General features: G+C 67.1%; 17 protein-coding genes. 6 read left to right on the top strand and 11 right to left on the bottom strand.

Annotation, left to right across the window (positions count from 1 at the left end):
- Positions 1–97: 97 nt before the first annotated feature.
- Entirely contained in the window at positions 98–388 is a 291-nt protein-coding gene (locus tag QZM35_RS04880; protein ID WP_089427679.1) for an H-NS histone family protein, read from the top strand.
- Between the two features lie 55 nt (positions 389–443).
- Here the strand turns inward: QZM35_RS04880 and ppk2 are convergent, their stop codons facing one another.
- The 7 genes from ppk2 to QZM35_RS04845 all read right to left on the bottom strand — a co-directional run bounded on the left by ppk2 (position 444) and on the right by QZM35_RS04845 (position 8,039).
- Positions 444–1,394 carry a polyphosphate kinase 2 gene (ppk2, locus tag QZM35_RS04875; RefSeq protein ID WP_089427680.1) on the bottom strand — a complete coding sequence of 317 codons (951 nt, stop codon included), beginning with the start codon at positions 1,392–1,394 and terminating at the stop codon, positions 444–446.
- An 89-nt stretch (positions 1,395–1,483) separates the two neighbouring features.
- On the bottom strand, positions 1,484–2,875 hold the full coding sequence (locus QZM35_RS04870; RefSeq protein WP_301775503.1) for an OmpW family protein: 1,392 nt from the start codon (positions 2,873–2,875) through the stop codon (positions 1,484–1,486).
- Between the two features lie 4 nt (positions 2,876–2,879).
- A complete protein-coding gene (locus QZM35_RS04865; RefSeq protein WP_089432567.1) occupies positions 2,880–4,175 on the bottom strand; it encodes an HlyD family secretion protein in 1,296 nt (431 codons plus the stop codon).
- A gap of 12 nt (positions 4,176–4,187) precedes the next feature.
- Entirely contained in the window at positions 4,188–5,192 is a 1,005-nt protein-coding gene (locus QZM35_RS04860; RefSeq protein WP_174971648.1) for a hypothetical protein, read from the bottom strand.
- Positions 5,189–7,309 carry a peptidase domain-containing ABC transporter gene (locus tag QZM35_RS04855; protein WP_301775502.1) on the bottom strand — a complete coding sequence of 707 codons (2,121 nt, stop codon included), beginning with the start codon at positions 7,307–7,309 and terminating at the stop codon, positions 5,189–5,191. Before QZM35_RS04855 ends, QZM35_RS04860 begins: the two co-directional genes overlap by 4 nt.
- A gap of 145 nt (positions 7,310–7,454) precedes the next feature.
- Entirely contained in the window at positions 7,455–7,640 is a 186-nt protein-coding gene (locus QZM35_RS04850; protein ID WP_027791386.1) for a hypothetical protein, read from the bottom strand.
- Positions 7,641–7,865: 225 nt separating this feature from the next.
- Positions 7,866–8,039 carry a hypothetical protein gene (locus tag QZM35_RS04845; RefSeq protein WP_006495012.1) on the bottom strand — a complete coding sequence of 58 codons (174 nt, stop codon included), beginning with the start codon at positions 8,037–8,039 and terminating at the stop codon, positions 7,866–7,868.
- Between the two features lie 281 nt (positions 8,040–8,320).
- Here QZM35_RS04845 and QZM35_RS04840 point away from each other — a divergent pair, with 281 nt between their 5' ends.
- Entirely contained in the window at positions 8,321–9,736 is a 1,416-nt protein-coding gene (locus tag QZM35_RS04840; RefSeq protein WP_174971652.1) for a TolC family protein, read from the top strand.
- A gap of 27 nt (positions 9,737–9,763) precedes the next feature.
- Here the strand turns inward: QZM35_RS04840 and QZM35_RS04835 are convergent, their stop codons facing one another.
- A complete protein-coding gene (locus QZM35_RS04835; RefSeq protein ID WP_089432565.1) occupies positions 9,764–10,213 on the bottom strand; it encodes a helix-turn-helix domain-containing protein in 450 nt (149 codons plus the stop codon).
- Positions 10,214–10,566: 353 nt separating this feature from the next.
- On the opposite strand from QZM35_RS04835, the gene QZM35_RS04830 reads away from it, so the two are divergent.
- Positions 10,567–11,490: an alpha/beta fold hydrolase gene (locus QZM35_RS04830; protein WP_174971654.1), complete on the top strand. Its 924-nt coding sequence runs from the start codon at positions 10,567–10,569 to the stop codon at positions 11,488–11,490.
- Positions 11,491–11,577: 87 nt separating this feature from the next.
- Here QZM35_RS04830 and ggt read toward each other — a convergent pair whose 3' ends face one another.
- Positions 11,578–13,299: a gamma-glutamyltransferase gene (gene ggt, locus QZM35_RS04825; RefSeq protein WP_301775501.1), complete on the bottom strand. Its 1,722-nt coding sequence runs from the start codon at positions 13,297–13,299 to the stop codon at positions 11,578–11,580.
- A 423-nt stretch (positions 13,300–13,722) separates the two neighbouring features.
- Here ggt and QZM35_RS04820 point away from each other — a divergent pair, with 423 nt between their 5' ends.
- The 3 genes from QZM35_RS04820 to QZM35_RS04810 all read left to right on the top strand — a co-directional run bounded on the left by QZM35_RS04820 (position 13,723) and on the right by QZM35_RS04810 (position 20,457).
- Positions 13,723–14,247, top strand: a complete 525-nt coding sequence (locus QZM35_RS04820; RefSeq protein ID WP_089474688.1) for a metal-dependent hydrolase — start codon at positions 13,723–13,725, stop codon at positions 14,245–14,247.
- A gap of 201 nt (positions 14,248–14,448) precedes the next feature.
- On the top strand, positions 14,449–19,047 hold the full coding sequence (locus tag QZM35_RS04815; protein ID WP_301775500.1) for a DEAD/DEAH box helicase: 4,599 nt from the start codon (positions 14,449–14,451) through the stop codon (positions 19,045–19,047).
- A 135-nt stretch (positions 19,048–19,182) separates the two neighbouring features.
- Positions 19,183–20,457, top strand: coding sequence for an APC family permease (locus QZM35_RS04810; protein WP_301775499.1), 1,275 nt, complete (start codon positions 19,183–19,185; stop codon positions 20,455–20,457).
- Between the two features lie 149 nt (positions 20,458–20,606).
- Here QZM35_RS04810 and QZM35_RS04805 read toward each other — a convergent pair whose 3' ends face one another.
- Both QZM35_RS04805 and QZM35_RS04800 read right to left on the bottom strand, forming a co-directional pair.
- Positions 20,607–20,903 (bottom strand): XRE family transcriptional regulator, encoded by a 297-nt coding sequence (locus QZM35_RS04805; RefSeq protein ID WP_089427690.1) that lies wholly within the window; start codon positions 20,901–20,903, stop codon positions 20,607–20,609.
- Positions 20,904–20,975: 72 nt separating this feature from the next.
- Positions 20,976–21,335: a type II toxin-antitoxin system RelE/ParE family toxin gene (locus QZM35_RS04800; protein ID WP_011355455.1), complete on the bottom strand. Its 360-nt coding sequence runs from the start codon at positions 21,333–21,335 to the stop codon at positions 20,976–20,978.
- Positions 21,336–21,402 lie beyond the last annotated feature (67 nt).

Below are 21,402 nucleotides of genomic sequence, written 5' to 3'. Positions count from 1 at the left end.
GCCACCGGCCGAGTCGGCACGCCAGGGCCGGGTGTGCCGACGTGCGGTTCGTCACGCGTCGCCAATAATCAAAATTCAGCTACGGGATAACGGACGCATGCATCAAGTGCAGACACTGCAAGCCCAGCTTGCGGAACTCGATCGGCGCATCAAGGCGGCGCGGAGCCGCGAACGCAATGCGGTGCTGGCGCAGGTACGCGAACTCGTCACGAGCTACGCGCTGACCGCGCGGGAAATCTTCGGGCAGGGTTACAGCGATCGCGCGAAGCTGTTCACCGTCGGCGTGAAGTATCGCGACCCGGCAACCGGCGCGACATGGAGCGGCCGCGGCCGTGCACCCGCATGGATCGTCGGGCGCGACCGCACCGCGTTCCTGATCCGGGAGTAATGCGCGCCGCGTGGCGCGGCGCGTCCCTTCATCGCATCGAATCCGCGCCGGCCGCTCAGTACGTGTCCGGCACGATCATGTTGTCCGGCACCGGTCGACGGATGTAATCCTCGTGATGCTCACGCGGCGGCAGGTCGATCGGTGCGTGCGGCACCTCGTGATACGGCACCTGCTGCAGAAGGTGGTGAATGCAGTTCAGCCGCGCGCGCTTCTTGTCGACGGCCTGCACGACCCACCACGGCGCTTCCGGAATGTGCGTGCGCTGCAGCATCTCTTCCTTCGCGGCGGTGTAGGCTTCCCAGCGGCGGCGGCTCTCGAGGTCCATCGGGCTCAGCTTCCACTGCTTGAGTGGATCCTCGATCCGGCTCTGGAAGCGCACTTCCTGCTCGTGATCGGTGATCGAGAACCAGTACTTGACGATCTGGATCCCGCTACGCACCAGCATCTTTTCGAACTCGGGCACCGAACGGAAAAACTCCTCGTATTCCTCGTCGGTACAGAAGTTCATCACGCGCTCGACGCCCGCGCGGTTGTACCAGCTGCGGTCGAACAGCACGATCTCGCCGCCGGCCGGCAGATGCGCGACATAGCGCTGGAAATACCATTGCGTGCGTTCGCGGTTGTTCGGCGCCGGGAGCGCCGCCACGCGGCATACGCGCGGATTCAGCCGCTGCGTGATGCGCTTGATCGCACCGCCCTTGCCGGCCGCGTCGCGCCCCTCGAAAATGACGACGAGCCGGTGCCCGGTGCTCACGACCCAGTCCTGCAGCTTCACGAGCTCGCCCTGCAGCCGGAACAGCTCGCGGAAATACTCCTTGCGCGCCTCGCGGCGCTCCTGCGAAAACAGCAGGTCGTCGCTGTCGTCGAAGCGGCGATCGTCGAGCTCCATCTCGAGCTCTTCGTCGTAGGCGTCGACCAGATCTTCCTCGAAACGGCGCTGGCGCGCCTCCATCGATTCCATATCGGTGCGGTCGTCGGTCTCGGTGCGGGTATCGTTGTCGCCCATGGGGCCTCCTTCCATCATTGACGCAGCCAAACGCTGACATTATCTCAGTGTCGCGCGTCAAATTCATGAAAAAAGGGCCGGCGCGCCGGTCAGAAGCGGAACGCGAGCAGCACGCTGGCCAGCACGGGGTTCGCGGAAATATCGAACGTGTTCGATGCGAGTTGCCGATTCGGCTGGTCGATGTCCAGCGTAATCTTCGTCCGTAACGGGATATAGGTCACCATGCCGGTGATCCAGAACTGGCGCGTGATCTGGTAGCTCGCGCCGACGGTGAACACCGGCTCCCACACGCTCTTCACCTTGGCCGACACATTGGTCTTGCCCGACAGCAGCAGGTCGCCGCCGGCGTCCCAGATCCGCTGGAACAGCGACGGGTCGAGCAGCAGCGACTGCAGGCTGCCGATGTCCGCGCCCGCCGCGAGCAGCCCGCCGAGCGACGCGAGCTTGCGCTGGAACACGGGATTCAGGTTCGTGTTCGTGAAGCGCGTATAGCTGATGCCGATGCCCGCAAACGGGCGGAACCGATCCTCGCGCTCGCCGAGGTAGTACTTGAACACGACGGAGCCGAGCCACGCGCGCGTGGTCGCGAGCGGGTTGCTTTGCGTATTCGCGAGGTCGATCAGCGGAAAGCGCCCCTGGACGCCGGAAAAGATCCGGTCGAGCGGCAACGCGATGCTGCCGTGCCCGCGCAGCGTCAGCACCGGCGGAATGCCCGCGCCGAGTTCGGCCGCCCAGTTCTCCGAGATAAAGTGGGTGAACGTGAAAGCCAGCGTGTTCGTATTGCTGAGCGACAGGCTCGAACCCCGGTTCTGGAAGCTGTTCAGCCCGAGTGCGTCCGTGTGCGTCGTCACCGGCGTCGATCGGCCGGTCGTGCCGACGAAGTGCCAGCCGAGGCCGACCATGTTGCGGTCGTCGCCCATCAGCTGCGTCAGCAGCGGCGGCGCCTGGGCGGCCGGCAGATCGGGCAGCCGCGACGGGTCGATCGGATGCAGTTCGTACGGCATCCGGTCGGCGTGGACGACACCGCCCGCCGGTGCGTCATCCGCCGTTGCATCGCGTGTCGCGGCCGGCTCGCAGCCGCCGGCCGAGCCCTTGTCGTCGAAGCCGATGCCGTCCGCGCCGTCGTCGCGTGTGGCCGCGCATGCGCGCCCCGCCCCGCGGGTCCGCTGACCGAGCGTGATCTTGCGCGCCGTGAACGGTACGGTGTCGGGTGGCGAAACATCGCCCGACTCGCCGCGGCCGCTGCGGGCCGGCCCCGCATCGGTCGCCCACGCGCTCGCATCGAACCCGTCCGCGTCGCCGCCCGGCCAGAAGCCGATTCCGTCCGCGCCGGCCTGCCAGCGTGGCGCAGCGTCGCCGTCCGGCTGCGGCGCGCCGTGCGCGGCGGCCGCGCACGCGAACAGCGTCGCGCCGAGCCAGCGCGACAGCGGACGCACCGTGCCCGGCCGCGCGCGGCGGCGGTCCTTGTCCCGGCTCGCCATCGGCTCAGGCCGGCACGCCGAACAGGCGCTGACGGATGCGGTACAGCGGCTCGAACAGCCATTCGAGCAGGCTGCGCCGCTCCAGCACGATGTCGGCCTTCAGCATCATCCCGGCGCGCAGTGACAGCGGCCGCCCTTCGAATGCCGGCGTGCGGTCGGCCAGCTCGACCCAGGTCTTGAAGTAGGTCTGAGGCGCGGCGGCATCGCCCGGCAGGTTCAGCTCCTTCGCCGAAAACGCGACCGGCGAGATCGACAGCACCTTGCCGCGATACGTGCCGAACTTCTCGACCGGATAGCTGGCGTACGCCACCTTCACTTCCTGCCCCTTCTTCACGAAGCCGGCCTTCGACGACGGAATGTAGACCTCGGCGATCAGCCCGTCCGCCTTCGCGGGCAGGATCTCGACGACGCGCGTACCCGGCGGGTCGATCACGCCGCCCTGCACGACGTCGAGCCGCACGATCTGCCCGTCGGCCGGCGCGTACAGCACCTGGTTCACGTTCTCGTCGATGTTGTATTCCTTCGCGTTCAGTTCCTCCTGCTTGATCTTCAGTTCCGCGTTCGCACCGTCGTACTTGCTCTGCATCGTGTCGAGGTCGCCGCGCAGCTTCATCGCGTTCTTCGCGAGTTCTGCGCGGCGCAGCAGCAGATCCTGGTACGCCTGCCCGGCCTGCAGGTACTGCGTGTTGACCTGGTTGTACTGCTCGAGCGTCACGACCTGTTCGTCGAGCAGCTGCTTCACGCGTGCGCGCCGTTCGCCGTACTCGTCGACGATGCGTTTCTGGTCCTGGATCTGCCGGTCGATCAGCCCGCGGCTTTCACCCTGCGCGGCGATCTGCTGGTTGATCTGCTGCACCGACGACTTGTATTCGAGCCGCGCCGCGTCGATCTGCTGCGTGACCTCGACGCGCTGCCGGTCGAGCGCGGCGCGCAGCCCCTGCACGTTGTTCGCCTGGCTCACGAAGCTCGTGTCGCGCGTCACCGCGAGCAGCCGCTGGCCGGCCTTCACGTGCTGGTCCTTGCCGACGTAGACGTCGCGCACGGCCCAGCCCGGCGGCGCGCTGACGCCGATCAGCCCCGAGCGCGGCGTCAGCATCCCCGATACGCTCTCGGTGTTCGCATAGCTCAGCTCGACGAGCGCGGTCACGAACATCACGAACATCGCAAGCGACAGGTAGCAGAAGAACCGCATCGACACCGGCACGTCGACGACGCCGTGGATCACGGTGCCGAAGGTCGTGCCGCGCGCGAGTTTGCGCGACGGCTTCTGTTCTCGAAGGGCGGAATTCCAGGTCGGCATGGGGCGGGCTCGTCAGGAGCGACGCCGCGCGGCCGCATCGAGCAGCGGCGCCGGCATCAGGTAAGGCGTGAAGTGTTCCCAGAAATGCCACTGCTCGGGCTGGCGCACGAGCGCCTGCTCGAGCCGGTCGACGATGCGCTGGTGCGTCGCGCGCACGGGCGACGCGTCGTCGTCCGCGCCGAGCATCGGCGCGAGCGGGCGGGCCGCGAGTTCGGTGAAATGCACTGCGCAGCGATCGCGGAACGGCACGCCGGTCGCATACGCGACGAGCAGCGGAATCCCCTGCTCGACCGCGAGCTTCACGCCGCCGCCGGCCATCCGCACCCAGCGGCCACCGAGCCGGCAGCGGTTGGTCTTGCCGAACTTGCCGTGCAGGTCGGAGAACAGCAGGAATACCGGCGCCTCGCGCCGCAGGCTCGTGATCAGCCGGCGCAGATGCACGCGCTCCTCGATGTCGATGAACTCGACTTCGCCGGCGCCGTATTCGGCGACGAGGCGCAGTGCATCGTCGAAGAACGCGCCGGGCGCATCGCGGTGCAGGATCACCATCAGCTTGCGGTCGTCGGGAATCATGAAGCGCAGCTTCGTGACGAACAGCATCAGGTTGCCGAAGTGCAGCCCCGCGAGCATCAGCGGGCCGCCGCGCGCGAGCGCCGCCTGCAGTTGCGCGTCGCCGTCGCACGCCATTCCATCGATCATCGACTTCATCGATTCAAGGCTGTGCGACCGCAGCTTGAGCCCCGCGAACTCCGCTTCGAACAGCTCGCGCACGATCGCCGCCGCCACTTCCCGCACGCGCCGCGGATCGTCGTTCAGGTGCGTGCCCAGCATGAACGCGACCGCACGCTCGATCGACTCGCGAATGCACGGAAAGCAGCGCAGGCATGCGCCCGAGCACCAGCGCATCAGCCGCAGCCCGCGCGCGGGCGACGTGCGCAGCGCGACGGCGCGCACCGCGCGGCGCACCAGGAACGCGTACGAGAACGGATTGAGCAGAAAGAGTCGCCCGAGCATCATCGCGTCTCCTCGGCCGAACGCCACGCGTCGGTCACATCGGTCAATACGCCGTCCTGCATCTCGTAGATCCGGTCGACCCTCGACAGGATCGACGCGTCGTGCGTGACGAGCACGATCGTGCACGGCAGCGTCAGCACGTTGCGGCAGATCTCGTGGGTCGTCGCCTGGTCGAGGTTCGACGAAAATTCGTCGAGGATCAGCAGGCGCGGCTCGCAATACAGCGCGCGTGCGATCAGGAGCCGCTGCATCTGGCCGGCCGACAGGAATTTCTGCGTATCGCCGAGCGGCGTGTCGTAGCGATGGTCGAGCCGCTCGATCTCGTCGTGAATGCACGCGAGCTTCGCCGCATCGAACATCGCGCCGATCCGCGGCGCGGGCGCGAAGTTCGTGATGTTGTCGCGGATCGTCCCGCGAAACAGCTGGTCGGACTGCGTGACGGCCGCGAGACGCTTGCGGTACTGCCGCAGGTTCACTTCCGCGAGATCCACACCGCCGACGAACAGCGTGCCGGGCTCGGGCCGCACGAGCCCGCAGATCAGGTTCAGCAGCGTCGTCTTGCCGCTGCCGGTGCGGCCGACGATCGCGATCTTGCCGCCCGCCGGCACGTCGAGCGCGATGTCGCGCAGGATCGGGCGGTTGCCGCCCTTCGGCGTGTACGACAGCGCGCGGATCGCCAGCGCGCCGTCGAAACCGTCGATCGGCCGCACGACCGCGTCCGGCGCGGGCTCCTCCGTCCCGGTCTGCAGCACGTCCGCGACGCGGTCCATGTGCACCTGCAACACCTTGCGGCGCACGTAGAGCTGGATCGAGTCGATGAACTTGTCGGCGAACAGGTTCTTGTACTGGATGAACGCGTAGATCACGCCGATCGTGCTCTGCCCGTGCATCACGAGCCACGCGCCGTACGTGACGATCACGAGCTGCTCGACGTGCACGATCCCCTTCGAGATCGCATCGAACAGCAGCTGCAGCCGCTCCTGCTGACGCATCGCCTGCAGCTTCTGCGTGAACGCGTTCACCCACAGGCTGCTGCGCGCGGTCTCGGCCGACAGCAGCTTGATCGAGTGCGCGGAGCGAATGTTCTCGATCAGCAGCGCATCGGCTTCGGCGCCGCGCGTGAGGATCTGCGACATCGCGTCCTGCAGTTGCGGCTGGATCGCGAGCCGGCTCAGCGCGAACAGCACCATCCCCGCGAGACTGATGCCGGCCAGCACCGGGCTGTAGTACAGCATCAGCACGAGCGTCAGCGTGCAGGTGACGGTATTGAGCAGCCCGCCGATCAGCCCATCGACGAGAAAGCGCCCGACCTCCGACACCGACGACACGCGCGAGATCGAATCGCCGGTGTTGTGGAACAGGAAATAGCCGATCGGCAGCCGCGCGAGATGCCCGACCATGTTCGCCGACAACTGCTGCGACACGATGTTGCGCAGGTAGCTCTTGATGTTGCCGACGAGGTTCGCGTACAGCGTGTCGAACAGGAACACGATCGCGAACAGGATCGTCAGCAGGTACAGGATGTCGACGTCGGTCTTCTTCAGCGCTTCGTCGATCGTCAGCTGTACGTACGACGGGCCGAGCAGCAGCAGGAGCTGCGCGGCGACGCCGCCCGCGATGCCGATCGCGAGGCTCTTGCGGATGCCGGTCAGCCCTTCGAGGTAGTCGCGCAGCCGGATCCGGTCGGCCTGCCCCGACCGCGTGAAGCCGATGTCCGGATTCAGCTCGAGCGCGTAGCCGGTGATGTGCGTGAGCGCCTGCGCGAGCGGCAGCTTCGTCTCGCCGAGCGCGGGATCGACGATGTGCACGCTGCCGTAGCCGACCTTCGTCAGCACGACATAGTGGTTCATCCCCCAGTGCAGGATGCACGGCGTCTTGAGCGCGTCGAGTTCGCCCGCGTCGAACTGCAGCCCGCGTGCGCGCAGGCCGAGATCGTTCGCGATCTCCATCAGGTCGAAGAACGACAGCCCGGAATCGATCCGCACCGGATAGCGGTTGCGCAGCGTGCGCAACGTGATTTCGCGCCCGTGCCACGACGCGATCATCGCGAGGCAGGCCAGGCCGCACTCCGTCACCTCGTCCTGCAGGACCGGACGGACTTTACGCGTATTGAAGAGCATGGTCGGGCACCCGGGGCGCGACGACGCGCCGCCCGGGCCTGCCGCTAGCGGGCCCGTGGCGGGTCGTGCGCGATACGCATGGGCGCAGCCGGCACGCTGCCGGCTGCGACGGAAGATCGGTGTTACCGGCTGCTGGGCGGGCCGCTCAGCGCGACGAGCCGAGCGACATCCGGAACTGTTCGACGGCGCGGGTCTGGTACTGGGTCATCAGGCCCTGGAGCGTGGTCCCGATCGACTGGTTGACGAGATCGACCGTATAGGCGGCCGAATTGGAGTAAAGCGACGCGCCGCCGCGAATCTGGCGGGCCTGTTCTTCCGTGATGTCTCGCATTTGTTGTGGCCTTTATATTGTCGGAATGCCCGCCACCGTCAGCCAATTGCAATCTCAATGGCCGTCAACTTTATTACGGGGATAATCCGGCACTCCTGCCTCCTGATAATCGCCCGAACCGAAAATAATGCATTCCGGATTCGCTTTATTTCCACTGCGGCGATCGATTCTTTTCCTTCTGTTTCGCAGCATTTCGCGCGGGGGGCGCCTCCCCGCGCACGGCGGTTACTTGCCGGTGTTATTGAACGTCTTCGGGTTCTGCAGGTAATTGCCGAGGCTCGGCAGGAACTGGCCGAGCGCGGTCACCACCGGCGCGGCGTCAACAGCGAGGCTACCCAGCGAGCTGATCGCACCGCCGCCATGCACATTCCTGACCTGTTCCGTCGTCATGACCTTCATCATTCTCTCCTCGTAAAAAATAAAGATGACGCAAAGAACCTTCATTGAAAGACAAACGGCTTTTAATCCCTAGCGACTTGTTAATCTAATAATCACTGCGATTACGAGCCGAAATCAGGCTATCATGCGAGCGCATCGGAATTCAATGGAGGACACACTCTTACAGTGGTGTTTTCCGATGCACCACGATTGGCAGGCATTCACGCTGTTTGAATTTCAATTTCAATACGTTTAAATCCCGCCGCACTGCGTTGCGGCACGGGCAGGAGACGGAGACGGCCATGTTTGAAACGAGGCGCGCGAATCGCGGATCGGCAACGCGGAATGCGGGTAATTCCCTATCAAGTTTTTCGACTAGGTGGAATCCCCGACTTGCAACCATGACATTGTTCGCTGTAACGATAGCCGGCGTGTCCGCGAACGCGCACGCGTTCTGCCTCGACACCGCGTTCCAGTACGCGGTCGTGCACGATCCGCGCTACCTGCAGGCACGCAGCGAATACGACGCGGCCCGCCAGAAATTCCCCGAAGCGCGCGCCCAGATGCTGCCGCAGGCCGCCGCGCAACTCGAATGGGGACGCTACGGGACGCACGCGAACCTGTTCGGCATCGACGTCAGCGGATCGAGCAATGCCGCATACGGTTCCGCGCAGGTCACGCAGGCGCTGTTCAACGTGCCCTACCTGTACGACATGCGGCGCGCGACCGAGTACGAGGAATCGGCGAAACAGAAGCTCGAGGTGGCGCGGCAGGACCTGATCCTGCGCGTCGCGAACGCGTGCTTCGACCTGCTGAGCGCGCGCGAGAAACTGCAGTCGGCCGACGACGAAGTGAACGCGCTCACCCGGCTCGAAAGCGATACGCGACGCATGGCGCAGCTCGGGATGAAGACGATCGGCGATACGGCGGAAATCGAGGCGCGCCGCAGCCTCGCGCAATCCGACGAAGCCCTCGCGCAAACCGACGTCGACGCACGCCGCGCGCGCTACGAGACGCTGCTCGGTTCGACGATCGATTTCTCACGCTGGCCGCGGCTCGCGATGCGCGGGTCGTCGCCGCGCATTCCGTCGGGCGACTACGCGCCGCAGGACAACCCCGCGTACCGGCAGGCGTATCGCGACGTCCAGGTCGCGCGGCTCGCCGCGAAGCGCGTCAGCGCCGAGCACTTGCCGACCGTCGACCTGTTTGCGTCGTATTCGCGCGGGCTCAACCCGAACCTGCGCGGGCTCACCGATCGCTCCGACTTCCATCAGAGCGCGGTCGGCGTGCAGGTGACGATTCCGATCTTCTCCGGCGGCAGCGTGTACTACCGGCAGGTGGAAGCCGAACACGTGACCGAGCAATACCGCAACCGGCTGCGCGAGGTCGAGGAGCAACTGGGCACCGATCATCGCGAGGCGCTGTCCGCGCTCGAATCGGTCGGCAAGCGCATCCGCGCGCTGCAGCAGTCGCTGCAGGCCGCGCGGCTCGCGTACGATTCGTCGATGAAGGCGCATCAGGTCGGCTACAGCACGACGTACGAAACGCTGAACCTGCGCCGTGATATCTCGGGCATCCGGCAGAAGCTGTTCGACAGCTATCTCGACGCGCTGAAGCTGCAGCTGAAGCTGAAAAGCGTGCTGGGTACGCTCGACGAACAGTCGTTGATCGCGGTGGACAGCTTCCTCGAAAGCAACGCGGCGAGCGACCGGAGTTGAGCGCGGTGCGAGCCTGGTCGCCGCCCATCAGTCCGGCGGCGGCAACACGACCGTGTCCTCCGGCCCGAGCACGCGCCCGTCCTGCGAACGCAGCTCCAGTTTCCTGACCGGCAAACCGCTCTTCCGGTCGACGAGCAGCACGTGTGCCTCGTCCGGTTCGAAGAAGAAATCCTCGCCCCACTGCCGCAGCGCGACGAGCAGCGGAAACAGGCCGCGCCCTTTCTCGGTCAGCACGTATTCGTGATGCGCACCACCGTCCGCGGCCGGCACGATGTCCATGATCCCGTGCGCGACCAGGTTGCGCAGACGCGCGGCCAGGATGTTCTTGGCCAGCCCGAGATTCTTCTGGAATTCGCCGAAGCGGCGCAGCCCGTCGAACGCGTCGCGGACGATCAGCAGCGACCACCAGTCGCCGATCGCGTCCAGCGGGCGGGCAACGCCGCAGGGGGATTCTTCGTGCGTGGTTCGTCTGTTCATCGTTGCATGGGGCGATGCCGTTCCCGGTATGCAGGTGAAACGGCGGTCGTTTTCGGTGAAATGAATGGTTGCAATATAAAACTCGTCGAACGAAAGATCAATCGCCCGACGCCCGACTGTTCGCGATCGCCGAATGGAACGGCCGATTCGGGTCAGATTGGCACTTCAACTCCTATTTCCAGCCGACAAATTCCGGCACTGCTCCTTTCCGATGCGTCATCACGCGCCCACGGCTCGGTCATTCGGCGGCTATCGGGGCAATCTTTTCGGTTGCAACTTGCAACCCGATATCCTACGCTTGGATTCGGTTTCAATTTGAAACCAAACTATCCGACTATCCGAAGGAGCGTTCGATGATCCGGTCCGATGCCACATTCGACGGCACCTTTCCATTCGCCCCGCATTTCGACGACGCATCCGGCTTCCGGATGCACTACGTGGACGAAGGTCCGCACGACGGCGAAACCCTCCTTTGCCTGCATGGCGAACCCACGTGGGGTTATCTGTTCCGCCATCTGATTGCCGCGCTGAGTCCGACGCACCGCGTCGTCGTCCCCGATCACATGGGCTTCGGCAAAAGCGCGACGCCGCAGGACCGCAGCTACTGGCTGCAGGACCATGTCGACAACCTGGAGCGCTTCGTGCTCGCGCGCGGCCTCGATCGCATCACGCTCGTGATGCACGACTTCGGCGGCCCGGTCGGCATGGGGCTGGCCGCGCGGCATCCGGACCGCATCCGGCGGATCGTGTCCGCGAACGGGCCGACGCCGTTCGGCCAACCCGATCTGGTCGAACGCCTGAACGCGAACGGTCGCACTGCGCCGTGGTTCCAGTGGATCGCACGCGCGGCGGCGGACGATACGCTGGAGACGGTGCTCGGCCAGCTCGGCTTCAATATCCTGAGCACGCTGAAGCTGAACGGGTTCGAAAATCACGCGGTGATCAACGACACGTGGATCGCCGCATACGGTGCGCCGTTCGCGCAGCCGGAGGACTGCGTCGGCGCGATCGGATGGGCCCGCGGGTTTGCCGCTGGCGCGCACCGGTTCGAGGAACCCGATGCGGCGGCGCTGCGCGCGATACGCGACAAGCCCGCGCTCGCGATCTGGGGAAACGCCGATCGAACGCTCGGCGCCGAACACTTCCTGCCGCTCTTCACGGCACTGTTTCCGTCCGCGCCCGTCGAGCGGCTGGCGGGCGTCGGACATTACTGCTTCGAGGATGCCCCCGACGCCATCGCGGCGCGCATCGCCGAATTCATCCGGACCACCGGCTGAGTGCGTTCCGCAGCCGGCTGCACGACACCCGGCTGCGGAACATGGCGTGCGCGGCCGCCTTCGCACCCGCGCACGCGCCCCTTCACGTCAGTGGATGATCCGCGTCACGCCACGCCCGCGCGGATCGGCCATCGCCTCCGGCGTCTTGCCGTCGATCTTGATCACCTGGATGTCGCCGCTGAAATCCTGCCCCTTCAGCGTATAGCCGCGCGCCTCGATCTGCTTCGCGAGTTCGCCTTCGATCGGGTGGTACGGCTCCCAGAAGATCGTGTTCGGCGGCAGCAGCTGGTGATGGAAGCGCATCGCGCCGACGGCCTCCTTCAACGGCATCTTGAAGTCGTAGATGTTGTTGATCACCTGGAAGATCGACGTGAAGATTCGCGAGCCGCCCGGCGTGCCGATCACGAGCGACACCTTGCCGTCCTTGGTCATGATCGTCGGCGACATCGACGACAGCGGGCGCTTCTTCGGTTCGATCGCGTTCGCATCGCTGCCGACCACGCCGAACATGTTCGCGACGCCCGGCTTCGCGGAGAAGTCGTCCATCTCGTCGTTCAGCACGATGCCCGTGCCGTCGGCGATCACGCCCGAGCCGAAATAGCCGTTGATCGTGTACGTGTTCGACACCGCGTTGCCCCACTTGTCGACCACCGAGAAGTGCGTCGTTTCAGCCTTCTCCGGCATCGTCGTGCCGAGGCCCGGCTGCACGCTCTTCGTATCCGACGGCTCCTTCGGGTTGACCTCGCCCGCCCGCTTCGCGATGTACTTATCGTCGGTCAGCTGCGCGATCGGCACCTTGTAGAAATCCGGATCGCCGAGATACTGCGCACGATCGGCGAACACGCGCTTCTCGATTTCCGCAACGAGGTGGATGTACTGCGGCGAGTTGAGCTTCACGCCCTCGAAGTCCTGCTTGAGGTCGGCCTTCATCTTCAGCAGCTGCACGAGGCCGATGCCGCCCGAGCTCGGAGGCGGCGCAGTGATCACGTCATAGCCGTTCCACTTCGCCTGCACCGGCTGGCGCCACACCGCGCGATACTGCGCGAGATCCTCGGTGGTGATCAGCCCGTTGCCGTCGCCGGTCTTCATCGACGCGGCGATCAGCTCGGCCGTCTTGCCCTTGTAGAAACCTTCCGCGCCGTCGTTCGCGATGCGCGCGAGCACTTCGGCGAGATCCGGCTGCTTGAAGTTCACGCCCGCCTTCAGCCCGGAGAAATACTTGTCGAAGTTGGTCTTGCCGCCGAACTCCTTCGATGCGTCGACGCCGCGCTGCGCGAGCTGCTCGTCGACGACGAAGCCGTCACGCGCATAGTGGATCGCCGGCGCGAGCACCTGCTTCCACTTCAGCTTGCCGAAGCGCTTCTGCGCTTCCCACATGCCCGCGACCGTGCCCGGCACGCCGACCGCGCGCGGGCCGTACAGGCTCATGCCCTTGACGACGTTGCCGTCCTTGTCGAGATACATGTCCTTCGTCGCGGCGAGCGGCGCGCGCTCGCGGTAGTCGATGAAGTACGGCTTGCCGTCCTTGTAGATCGTCATGAAGCCGCCGCCGCCGATGTTGCCGGCTTCCGGATACGTGACGGCGAGCGTGAACGCGATCGCGACGGCCGCGTCGATCGCGTTGCCGCCTTCCTTGAAGATCCGCTCCGCGGCATCCGCGCTGTACTTGTCGGCCACCGCGACCGCCGAACTCGTCAGGATGGCCGGCTGCGGCCCCTTCGCATAGACGGGCGCGTTCGGCAGGAAGCCGATGCCGGCCACCGTCGCGAGCACGACAGCGGATGATTTGAAGCGATTCAGCGTAGTCATTGCACGTCCCCCATATGGATCTCCTTCAGGCAGGAAAAGCACCTGTTCCGCTCATGGCCGCCGGCGCGCCGACGGCCATCTCCGGTTTCGTAGTATAGGGGGACAAAAAGGGTCGAACACGGGGCGTGCAACGAAAGCGCATTGTTATCTGCCCTCGGTCATGCCGCGGCTTCTGAACATGCATGCAGATCGGTCGAAATTGCACACGGTGCGCGTCTGACGTGTACGTCCGCGGCACCCGTCATCACGCAACGCACAAAAAACCGAAAGTTGCGAACTGCGCGGAAGGCTACGCGACCCGTGCAAAAAAATCTGCAAACGTCCCTCCCGCTGCATGGGCCGATCTGCGAAGATAGCGCCCCGCTTTCGCGGTGCATCATTTTTCGCGCACGCATCGCTTCACGTTTCCCCGTCTCGCTTCCTATGGCATCACACAATGCGCATCATGCGTCCGGCTTCGCGGCCGGTGTCGCCGCCGCCGTCCTCGTCGCACAAACCGGCGCGACCGGCCCGTGGCATTCGAGCCTGTTCGCCGCGTTCGCGGCCGGCGTCGCGGGCGGCACCGCGCCCGACTGGCTCGAAGTCGCATGGTGGAGCCGCAAGCGCCGCCTGTGGATCACGCATCGCACCGTCACGCACTGGGGCATCGGCTGGATCGCGCTGCTGGCGCTCGGGTGGCACGGGCTCATCCATCATCCGCATCCGCTGTGGGCCGCGCCGCTGTTCGGCTTCGCATGCGGCGGCTTGATGCACCTGCTCGCCGACTGGCCGAACCCGCTCGGCGTGCCGTGGATCTGGCGGCGTCACTCGCTCAACCTGTGGAAGAGCGGGCGTTGCGACCTGATCGTCGTGGCCGCCGCCTGGGGCGGCACGCTGTGGCTCGCGCAGTCGCTGTGCTCGCGTGCACCGCTGCTCGAGCACTGGCTCGGCTGGCTCAATCGCGTTTGATTGCAATTCGACTCAATTCGGCACGCGATCGGCGTGCCGACACGCATGCAACTTTCCGTTCGTTGAAAGTGCGGTGACGGCCCCCATCTGAAGCGGAATCGTCGCCACACGTGCCCGGCGCGCACGCGCGACGTCTGGCACACTGACGATTCGATTCGCACCCGCGCCCTCCGCGCGCTTGCACCCCATTTCAACGCTCCGATGGACGTCACCACTACCCGCCCTGCCGCCAGTGCGCTCGACGTGTTCCACCCGGCCGTCGCCGCGTGGTTCCGGCGCACGTTCACCGCGCCCACCGGCGCGCAGGCGCTCGCGTGGCCGCACATCAAGGCCGGCCGATCGACGCTCGTTGCGGCACCGACCGGCTCCGGCAAGACGCTCACCGCCTTCCTGTGTGCACTCGACGATCTGGTGCGCGATGCGCTGGCGCACGACGGCACGCTGCCCGACGCAACGCTCGTCGTGTACGTGTCGCCGCTGAAGGCGCTGTCGAACGACATCCACGTGAACCTCGATGCGCCGCTGGCCGGCATCGCCGAATCGCTCGCGCAACTCGGCTTGCCGGTGCCGGCGATCCGCACCGCCGTGCGCACCGGCGACACGACGCAAGCCGAGCGCGCCGCGCTGCGCAAGCGCGCGCCGCACATCCTCGTGACGACGCCCGAGTCGCTGTACGTGCTGCTGTCGTCCACGTCGGGGCGACGAATGCTGTCGAACGTGCGCTCGGTCATCGTCGACGAAATCCATGCGCTCGCGTCATCGAAGCGCGGCAGCCATCTCGCGTTGTCGCTCGAACGTCTCGACGCGCTGGCCGGCCGTGCGCTGCCGCGTATCGGACTGTCGGCGACGCAAAAACCGATCGATGCGGTCGCGCGCTTCCTGGTCGGCGGCCCGGCTGACGCGCCGCGCGACTGCACGATCATCGACACGGGCCACACGCGCGAGCGCGACCTCGCGCTCGAACTGCCGAACGTGCCGCTCGAACCCGTGATGGCAACCGACGTGTGGGAACAGGTGTACGACCGCATCGCCGGCCTCGCAGCCGCGCATCGCACGACGCTGGTGTTCGTCAACACGCGGCGCACCGCCGAGCGCATGGCGCGCCATCTCGCCGACCGGCTCGGCAAGGAAGCGATCGCAGCGCATCACGGCAGTCTCGCGAAGGAGCACCGCTTCGACGCCGAGCAGCGCCTGAAGCGCGGCGAACTGAAACTGCTCGTCGCCACGGCATCACTTGAACTCGGCATCGATATCGGCGACGTCGATCTCGTCTGCCAGGTCGGCTCGCCGCGCGGGATCGCACCGTTCCTGCAGCGCGTCGGCCGCTCCGGGCACCATGTCGGCGGCGTGCCGAAGGGCCGGCTGTTCCCGCTGTCGCGCGACGAGCTCGTCGAATGCGCGGCGCTGCTCGATTGCGTGCAGCGCGGCGAGCTCGACACGCTGCGCATTCCCGAAGCACCGCTCGACGTGCTCGCGCAGCAGATCGTCGCCGAAGTGGCGTGCGCGGAGTGGCAGGAGGACGCGCTGTACGCGAGCTTCACGCGCGCGGCGCCGTATGCGCGGCTGACGCGCGAGCGCTTCGACGAAGTGATGAAGATGCTCGCCGAAGGCTTCACGAGCCGGCGCGGCGTGCGCGGCGCCTACCTGCATCGCGACGTGGTCGGCGGCACCGTGCGCGGGCGCCGCAACGCGATGATGACCGCCACGACGTCGGGCGGCACGATCCCCGACATGGCCGATTACGCGGTGCTGCTCGAACCGCAGGGCATCCAGGTCGGCACGGTCAACGAGGATTTCGCGATCGAGAGCCTGGCCGGCGACGTGTTCCAGCTGGGCAACCAGTCGTACCGGATCATTCGCGTGGAAACGGGCCGCGTGCGGGTGGAGGATGCGCAGGGGCAGTCGCCGAACATCCCGTTCTGGCTCGGCGAGGCGCCGGGGCGCAGCGACGAATTATCGGCGGCGGTCGGCCGGCTGCGCGCGCGGCTCGACGGGCTGTTCGCCGACGGCGAGCGGCAAGCGCATGCCCGAGGCGGTGAACGCACTGACGACGATATCCGCGGGAAGACGACGGCTGAAACAAAGGCGACGACCAAAGCCAAGACCAAAGGCGGTGCAAAATCGACGCGACGCGTTGAAGCCGAAGCCGAAGCCGAAGCCGAAGCCGAAGCCGAAGCCGAAGCCGAAGCCGAAGCCGAAGCCGAAGCCGCGATCAGTGTACGAAACGACGTCTCCCGTGCCACCCCTGCCAGCCCGGCCGACAGCCGGCTCGCGCCGGCATTGCGCTGGCTCGTCGACGATCTGCACCTGTCGCCCGACGCCGCGCACCAGATCGCCGACTATCTCGCGCGCACGCGCGCCGCGCTCGGCGCGTTGCCGACGCAGGACACGCTCGTGATGGAGCGCTTCTTCGACGAATCGGGCGGCACGCAGCTCGTGATCCATTCGCCGTTCGGCAGCCGCATCAACCGCGCGTGGGGGCTCGCGCTGCGCAAGCGCTTCTGCCGCAGTTTCAACTTCGAACTGCAGGCGGCCGCGACCGACGACGCGATCATCCTGTCGCTGTCGCTCGCGCACAGCTTCGCGCTCGACGAAGTGTGGCGCTACCTGCGTTCGGCGAGCGCCGAGCACGTGCTGGTGCAGGCCCTGCTCGACGCGCCGATGTTCGGCGTGCGCTGGCGCTGGAACGCGACCACCGCGCTCGCATTGCCGCGCTTCACCGGCGGCAAGCGCACCGCGCCGCAACTGCAGCGGATGAAGAGCGACGACCTGCTCGCGACCGTGTTCCCCGATCAGGTCGCGTGCCTCGAGAACATCGTCGGCGAGCGCGAGATCCCGCATCACCCGCTCGTCGACCAGACGCTCGACGACTGCCTGCACGACGCGATGGACACCGAGGGCTGGCTTGCGCTGCTGCGCCGGATCGAAAGCGGCGCGATCGAGCTCGTCGCGCGCGACCTGCCCGCGCCGTCGCCGCTCGCGGCCGAGATCCTGAACGCGAAACCCTACGCGTTCCTCGACGATGCACCGCTCGAGGAACGCCGCACGCAGGCCGTGCAGTCGCGCCGCTGGAGCGATCCCGAATCGACCGACGATCTCGGCGCGCTCGACGCCGACGCGATCGATGCCGTACGCGACGAAGCCTGGCCGCTCGTGCGCGACGCCGACGAAATGCACGACGCGCTGCTCACGCTCGCGTGCATCGCCGACAGCGAAGCACGCCAACACGAAGGCTGGCTCGACCGGCTCGCGGAACTCGCCGAACGCCGCCGTGCGACGAAACTCGTCGCGCCGGACGGCACCGCGCTATGGGTGCCGGTCGAACGACTCGTATGCCTGCGTGCACTGCATCCCGACGCACGCATCGTGCCGGCGCTCAAGGTGCCGGCCGCGTGCGCGCAGCCGTGGGAATCGGACGCCGCACTCGTCGACGTGATCCGCGCGCGGCTCACCGGCTTCGGGCCGCTTGCACTCGACGCGATCGCGGCACCGCTCGGCCTGCCGCCTGCGTCGATCGCGACGGCACTCGCGGCGCTGGAGCGCGAAGGCTATGTGATGCGCGGCCGGTTCACGCCGGGCGCGACGACGGACGAATGGTGCGAACGCCATCTGCTTGCGCGCATTCATCGCTATACGGTGAAGCGCCTGCGCCGCGAGATCGAGCCGGTCGAGCGCGCCGATTTCATGCGGTTCCTGTTCCACTGGCAACACCTGACACCGGACACGCGCGGCACGGGCCGCGACGCTCTCGCGGCCGTGGTCGAACAGCTCGAAGGCTACGAGGCCGCGGCAAGCGCCTGGGAAGACGCGCTGCTGCCCGCGCGGCTCACCGACTACATGGCGGGTGGGCTCGACGAGCTGTGCCGCTCGGGCAAGCTCGTTTGGACACGCATCGGCGCGCCGGCGCGCGCAGCCGGCACACCCGTGAAGACGACGCCGATCGTGCTGCTGCCGCGCCGCCACCTCTCCGCATGGCAGGCGCTGCGCGATCCCGACGCGCAACCGGCGCTGTCCGCGCGGGCCACGCAGGTACGTGACGCCCTCGCCGCGCATGGCGCGATGTTCTTCGACGCGCTGCTCGACGACCTGCACATGCTGCCCGTCGAACTCGAACAGGCGCTCGGCGAACTCGTGTCGGCCGGCCTCGTGAATGCGGACAGCTACGCGGGCCTGCGTGCGCTGTTGAAGCCCGCCGTCAAGCGCAGCGCGACCTATGCGCCACGCACCCGGCGCGGCGGTGCGCTGATCGGCGGGATGGACGACGCGGGCCGCTGGGCACTCGTGCAACGTCATGCGCCGCCGGCCGATGCGCCCGCACCGAAACGCGGCCAGGCCGCGACCGACCCCGACGCGCTCGAACACATCGCCTGGACGCTGCTGCGCCGCTACGGCGTCGTGTTCTGGCGGCTGCTCGAACGCGAAGCCGACTGGCTGCCGAGCTGGCGTGAACTCGTGCGGGTACTGCAGCGCCTCGAAGCGCGCGGCGAGATTCGCGGCGGACGCTTCGTCGCCGGGCTCGCGGGTGAACAGTTCGCGTTGCCCGAAGCGATTCCGATCCTGCGCGAAATGCGGCGGCAACCCGGTGACGGACAGTACGTGTGCGTGACGGGCGCCGATCCGCTGAATCTTGCCGGCACGCTGCTGCCCGGCGACAAGGTGCCGGCACTGGCCGGCAATCGCGTGCTGTTCCGCGACGGCGTGCCCGTCGCCTCGCTGGTTTCGGGCGCGTTCCACTACGCCCCCGAGCTGTCGCCCGCCGCGCGCGAGGATGCCCGCCTGCGGCTCGCACGCCACTGCTGACATCGGCTGACACACGACACCGCACGGACTACTGATCGCCGGGCCGCGCTGCCGCCGTCGTTCGGGTAGCATCGAACGATTTTCCGCGCGAGCGCCCGCGCTCGAACACAACAAGACTTCCGGAGACTGCCGTCCATGCCCTCGCATGTCGAATCGCCCGCCGCTCATCACGCGGGCTCGCTGACGATTTTCCAGGGCGCCGCGCTCTATATCGGCGCGGTGCTCGGCACCGGCGTGATCGCGCTGCCCGCACTGGCCGCCGAGGTGGCGGGGCCGGCCTCGCTACTTGCCTGGGCGGCGTTGGTCGTGCTGTCCGGGCCGCTCGCGGCCACCTTCGCCGCACTCGGCGCGCGCTATCCCGACGCAGGCGGCGTCTCGACCTACGCGCGGCGCGCATTCGGGCCGAAAGCCGCTGCGATCGTCGGATGGTGCTTCTACTTCGCGGTACCGGCCGGCGCACCGGCCGCCGCCATGTTCGGCGGCGCATACGTCGCGGCCGTCACGGGCGGCGGGCACACGACGGTCATCGTCACCGCTGCCGCGCTGATCGCGACCGTGTCGGCCGCGAATGCATTCGGCGTCACGGTTTCGGGCCGCATGCAGCTCGTGCTGTCGGCACTGCTCGTCACGCTGCTGCTCGCCGCGGTGCTCGCCTCCGCGCCGCATGCACGCACCGCGAACCTGCATCCGTTCGCGCCGCACGGCTGGCTCGCGGTCGGCCAGGCTGCCGCGCTGCTCGTGTGGAGTTTCGCCGGCTGGGAAGCGATCACGCATCTCGCGGCCGAATTCCGCCGGCCCGCGCACGACATGCCGCGCTCGGCGGGAATCGCGGTCGTGGTGGTCGGGTTTCTGTATCTGTCGGTTGCTGCCACGAGCGTGACGGTGCTCGGGCCGTCCGCGGGCGGATCGGGTGCGCCACTCGCCGAACTGATCGCGGGCGGCATCGGCGGCCATGCGCAGGTGCTGGCCGCCGCAGCCGCCCTGTTGCTCACGCTCGGTACGATGAACGCGTATTTCGCGGGCGCGGCCAAGCTCGGCGCGGCGCTCGGGCGCGACGGCGCATTGCCCGCGTGGCTCGCGCAGGGCAGCCAGGTCGGCGGCGTCCCGCGTCGCAGCCTCGGCGTGATCGCCCTGCTCGCCGTGATCGCACTCGCTGCGACGACGCTGTCGGACGTCGGGCCGAAGCCGCTCGTGCTCGTCACCTCCGGGTGCTTCGTGATGGTGTACGGGCTCGGCGCGGCCGCCGCGCTGAAACTGCTGCCGCGCGGCGGCATCGCACACCGTTGCGCATGGATTTCGCTGGTCGCGGTGGCCGGGCTGTTCCTGACGACCGGCTGGTACATCCTGTGCCCGCTGCTGCTCGCGGGCGGGGCGCTGCTCTATCTGCAGGTGGCCGGGCCGCGTCAGTGACCCGGCAGCTGCGCGCGGGGTCGACACGCGCCTGCTTGCGGCGACGCGCGGGCTGACATCACCGAACCGCTGGCCGGATTGCCGGCCACGCCGCCGCGTGCATCATGCGTGGGGGCGCAGCCTCGGCCGCCGCCGATGCTGCGCGCCCGTCAGGCGGGCACCAGCTCGAAGCTGAGCCGTTTGCCGAGCGCGGTGGCCGCGCTCGCGAGCGTCGCCAGCGTGAGGCTCGTGTCGGTTTCGTCGAGCAGGCGGTTGAGCGCGGCGCGGCTGGTTTTCATCCGTGCGGCCATCGCGGTTTTCGTGATCTGCTGCGCCTTCATTTCCTGGCCGATCTGCCACGCGATCACGCGCTTGATCGCGGTGGCGGTGGCCGCCTCGAGATTGCCGTCCTCCTCGAGGAAGGTATCGAAATCGCTGCCGATATGCGGATTGTTCGTGGTCGTCATGGGTACTCCAGTGCATGGCGTTGCCGGCGGCCTGACCGTCGAAGACGGTGTGTTCCGGCGCGACCGGGGAATTCAGATGGCGCGCATCAGCGCTTTCAGGCGCGCGACGGTGACATCGAGATCGTCCGACGGCGTGGCCCGCGACTGCTTGAAGAAGCCGTGCAGCAGGACCATCGTGTCGCCGACGACCGTAAACAGCACGCGGGCGCTCCGCCCCGGCAACATCACGCGGATCTCCCACAGATCCTGCGCCATCTTCCGAACCAGCGGCATGCCGAGCGGCCAGCCGAGTTGAACGGTCTTGATCTCTTCGCCGATCGCCCTTCGCTCCGCTTGCCCGAGCGCCTTCAGCCATTCGCGCACCGGCTCGTTGCCACGGGCCGTCTGGAAGAACCGCACGCCGAGCGTGACCTGGATCTGCTGTCTCGTCATCGTCCTGACACCAATCGTACCAAAATCGGTACGATATGCCAAGCACCCCGCAGCCGGCTACTGACCG

It is taken from the genome of Burkholderia sp. AU45274, from assembly GCF_030482505.1.
In the GTDB taxonomy this organism is placed as follows: domain Bacteria; phylum Pseudomonadota; class Gammaproteobacteria; order Burkholderiales; family Burkholderiaceae; genus Burkholderia.
This window is presented reverse-complemented; position numbering and strand designations above follow the sequence as displayed.

Bases quoted from the DNA above. Each gene is read 5' to 3' on its own strand.
- QZM35_RS04805 (WP_089427690.1), bottom strand. From the start codon at position 20,903: ATGACGACCACGAACAATCCGCATATCGGCAGCGATTTCGATACCTTC.
- ggt (WP_301775501.1), bottom strand. From the start codon at position 13,299: ATGACTACGCTGAATCGCTTCAAATCATCCGCTGTCGTGCTCGCGACG.
- QZM35_RS04880 (WP_089427679.1), top strand. From the start codon at position 98: ATGCATCAAGTGCAGACACTGCAAGCCCAGCTTGCGGAACTCGATCGG.
- QZM35_RS04865 (WP_089432567.1), bottom strand. From the start codon at position 4,175: ATGCCGACCTGGAATTCCGCCCTTCGAGAACAGAAGCCGTCGCGCAAA.
- QZM35_RS04810 (WP_301775499.1), top strand. From the start codon at position 19,183: ATGCCCTCGCATGTCGAATCGCCCGCCGCTCATCACGCGGGCTCGCTG.
- QZM35_RS04800 (WP_011355455.1), bottom strand. From the start codon at position 21,335: ATGACGAGACAGCAGATCCAGGTCACGCTCGGCGTGCGGTTCTTCCAG.
- QZM35_RS04830 (WP_174971654.1), top strand. From the start codon at position 10,567: ATGATCCGGTCCGATGCCACATTCGACGGCACCTTTCCATTCGCCCCG.
- QZM35_RS04860 (WP_174971648.1), bottom strand. From the start codon at position 5,192: ATGATGCTCGGGCGACTCTTTCTGCTCAATCCGTTCTCGTACGCGTTC.
- ppk2 (WP_089427680.1), bottom strand. From the start codon at position 1,394: ATGGGCGACAACGATACCCGCACCGAGACCGACGACCGCACCGATATG.
- QZM35_RS04840 (WP_174971652.1), top strand. From the start codon at position 8,321: ATGTTTGAAACGAGGCGCGCGAATCGCGGATCGGCAACGCGGAATGCG.
- QZM35_RS04855 (WP_301775502.1), bottom strand. From the start codon at position 7,309: ATGCTCTTCAATACGCGTAAAGTCCGTCCGGTCCTGCAGGACGAGGTG.
- QZM35_RS04870 (WP_301775503.1), bottom strand. From the start codon at position 2,875: ATGGCGAGCCGGGACAAGGACCGCCGCCGCGCGCGGCCGGGCACGGTG.
- QZM35_RS04850 (WP_027791386.1), bottom strand. From the start codon at position 7,640: ATGCGAGACATCACGGAAGAACAGGCCCGCCAGATTCGCGGCGGCGCG.
- QZM35_RS04845 (WP_006495012.1), bottom strand. From the start codon at position 8,039: ATGAAGGTCATGACGACGGAACAGGTCAGGAATGTGCATGGCGGCGGT.
- QZM35_RS04815 (WP_301775500.1), top strand. From the start codon at position 14,449: ATGGACGTCACCACTACCCGCCCTGCCGCCAGTGCGCTCGACGTGTTC.
- QZM35_RS04835 (WP_089432565.1), bottom strand. From the start codon at position 10,213: ATGAACAGACGAACCACGCACGAAGAATCCCCCTGCGGCGTTGCCCGC.
- QZM35_RS04820 (WP_089474688.1), top strand. From the start codon at position 13,723: ATGGCATCACACAATGCGCATCATGCGTCCGGCTTCGCGGCCGGTGTC.